The sequence below is a fragment of the Nocardia farcinica genome (genome assembly GCF_029867845.1).
In the GTDB taxonomy this organism is placed as follows: Bacteria; Actinomycetota; Actinomycetes; order Mycobacteriales; family Mycobacteriaceae; genus Nocardia; species Nocardia farcinica_A.
Window position 1 is genome coordinate 1 of the sequence record NZ_JARWRU010000269.1, and the last position, 2,655, is coordinate 2,655.

Below are 2,655 nucleotides of genomic sequence, written 5' to 3' on the forward strand. Positions count from 1 at the left end.
GCGCCGCCCCACGGTGTCAGCGCCCGGACCGCGCCCGGCGCGGGGGGGGGGGCCCCCCCCCCCCCCCCCCCCCCCCCCCCCCCCCCCCCCCCCCCCCCCCCCCCCCCCCCCCCCCGGGCCCCCCCCGGGGGCCGCTGATCATGTGCTGATCGTGATCATGTGCTGATCGGGGACCAACGATCCCTTCCGGGGTCAGCGCCCCAGCACGTCGGAGATCAGGCCACTGTGCTGCTGGAGCAGCTGGCGGTACTGGCCCTCCACGCCGTACTGCGCGGCCAGCTCGCCCGCGGTGCGCTCGACCTGCTCGAAGACCACGCGGCTCTCCTCGGGCACGGCGGGCAGCTGCTCCGGCAGCGGCGCGACCTGCGGCTGCGGCTCCGGCTCGGTGGCGGTGGTCAGGTACTGGCCGCAGACCGGCCAGGCGCCGACGCCCTGGGTCTTCAGGACGTTCTCCGCGACGCGGATCTGCTCTTCCTTGCTGGCGTTGTGGGCGTAGCCGGTGCCGCCGTTGGCGAGCCAGGTGCTGTGCGAGAACTGCAGGCCACCGTAGTAGCCGTTACCGGTGTTGATGCTCCAGTTGCCGCCGCTCTCGCACTGCGCGACGCCGTCCCAGTCGTACTGCGCGGCGGAGGCGGAAGCGGTGGACAGGCCGAACGGGATGGCGGCAAAGGCGCCGGTCGCGGCGACGAAGCCGAGAGCGCGAGTGCTGATCTTCCGGTTCTTGGTCATGGTGTGGTTTCCCTCCCCGCGCCCGCCGGCCCGGCATGTCGCCACCGGGTCCCTGCCCCCGGGAGATCGGGGTTCCTCGGGTCGCGGGGCAGGGTTGCCGGTGTTCGACGATCCGAGGCTTGGTCCGACCCGGTTGAGCCGAACCGCACTGCGACGGTAACGAAACAATCTCGGAGGATCACGTCTTGATAACGCACGATTATTCGTGCGACAAACAGCTCGGATACTGCCGTTTTTGCTGGTGAAATGCGGAAAACGCGCCCGAATGTCGCCGCCGTGATTGAAACGTTATGTGCCTGATATCACCAAGAGATAGTGAGGCCGCTCACGTTTACGTAGCGTCAAAGTCGCCGGAAATCATTTCTCCGGTGATCGTCCGACGGTTCTGCGCGCTCTCGCGACCGTCGCCCGCTACCCGGGGTTCGTCCGGCCGGGGCGGTCCGACCTGCGGAGATCCGCGCGGGATGCGGTGATTTGCCTTCGGCGCGCACCTGTGTGTAATGTTGTGGTTACCGACGCGGGGTGGAGCAGCTCGGTAGCTCGCTGGGCTCATAACCCAGAGGTCGCAGGTTCAAATCCTGTCCCCGCTACTAAGGCTCAGGCCGGGGAGTACCAGACTCTCCGGCCTGAGCCTTTTCCGTGTCCCGGACGGTCGGCCGTGCCGCGGCGATTCCGGTCGGGCGGCCGCATCGGCCCGTGTGGACCCGCCGCACGCATCCGTGCCAGGAGACCAGCGCGGGCGACGTGCCGCTCGGGCGGGACCGCCCCGGGGTCACGGCTGGTCGAGGAAGAGTTCCAGGCGGGCGATGTGCAGGCTGCACGGGGTGAATTCGATCATGGCCACGCCGTGGGCGGAGCCGACGGTGACCGAGGTGGTCACCCAGCGGCCCGCGGCGAGCATCTTGTCCCAGCGCATGTCGCGGGCGCGGTTGGTGAACTCCTCGACCGAGACGGCTCGGCCTGCCACGGTGATGTCGGCGCGGTCGCCGACCAGCTCGCGCACCCCCGCCAGGTCGGTCTCGGCGGCCGCGGCGAACAAGCGACGCGCGACGGTCTTGCCCGCCCGCCCCACGCCGGCCAGTGCCCTGGTCATGCCGAGCGCTCCCGCCGGTCCCTGATTGCGCAGCAGCCGGGCGCCGAGGACGGTGGCCGCGCCGAGGCCGGACAGCCCGGTCGCCAGCAGCCGGCCCATCATGGGCGCCAGCTCCCAATGCGCGGCCAGGCGGGCGATCCGTAATTCTCCCGCTCCGGCCGATCCCGCTGTCTCTGCCGATCCCTCGGTTCCGGCGTGGAGGTCGTAGCGCAGGTGCATGGGGACCGTCACGGTCGCGCCGGTGGACATGGTGATCTCGATGGCCAGATCACGCACCACGGTGCTGCCCGCGACGGCGTCGCGCTCGACGTGGAAGGCGATGCGGTTGGGCGCGATGAAGGTGTCGTAGAAGCGGCCGATGGCCTCGGCACCGATATGCGGGGCGGAGCCGACCGGATCGTTGACCTCGGCGTCGGCCGCGAACAGTCCCACCCAGGCGGGCTTGTCGTGGGTGGCGACGGCGCGAGGCGAGGCCTGCACGGCTGCCAGCAGATCGGCGGCGGCGGGCTCGGTGGGCATGGGGTCCTCCGTGATCGGCGAACCGGGCGGTGCGGCCCGGGGTGCCCCCATCGTAGAACGAGTTCTATTTTCCTCCCGGATGGTGGGCCGGGATCGCGCCGGCCCACCATCCACGGGGCTTCAGTTCTCCGGTGCGCCGTGCAAGTGGACCGGCAGGAACTGGTGACCGTTGGAAACGAAACTGCCGATCCGCGGCAGCGTCGCCGGATCCTGGGCGAAGGTCATCTCCGGGAACCGCTCGAACAGCGCGGGCAGCGCGATGGCGGCCTCGAGCCGGGCCAGCGGCGCGCCGATGCAGTGGTGCGCCCCGTGCC

General features: G+C 70.8%; 3 protein-coding genes, 1 tRNA gene and 1 pseudogene. 1 reads left to right on the forward strand and 4 read right to left on the reverse strand.

Features of this window, described 5'->3' with window-relative positions:
- Positions 1–16: 16 nt before the first annotated feature.
- Both QH283_RS05480 and QH283_RS05485 read right to left on the reverse strand, forming a co-directional pair.
- A complete protein-coding gene (locus QH283_RS05480; RefSeq protein ID WP_280501924.1) occupies positions 17–142 on the reverse strand; it encodes a hypothetical protein in 126 nt (41 codons plus the stop codon).
- A 50-nt stretch (positions 143–192) separates the two neighbouring features.
- Positions 193–729: a transglycosylase family protein gene (locus QH283_RS05485; RefSeq protein WP_280501925.1), complete on the reverse strand. Its 537-nt coding sequence runs from the start codon at positions 727–729 to the stop codon at positions 193–195.
- 516 nt (positions 730–1,245) lie between these two features.
- Between QH283_RS05485 and QH283_RS05490 the strand changes: the two genes are divergently transcribed.
- Positions 1,246–1,319 (forward strand) — tRNA-Met (locus QH283_RS05490).
- Positions 1,320–1,501: 182 nt separating this feature from the next.
- Here QH283_RS05490 and QH283_RS05495 read toward each other — a convergent pair.
- Positions 1,502–2,341, reverse strand: a complete 840-nt coding sequence (locus QH283_RS05495; protein WP_280501926.1) for a nuclear transport factor 2 family protein — start codon at positions 2,339–2,341, stop codon at positions 1,502–1,504.
- Between the two features lie 120 nt (positions 2,342–2,461).
- Positions 2,462–2,655 (reverse strand): annotated as a pseudogene (locus tag QH283_RS05500) (cytochrome P450); the annotation flags it as partial.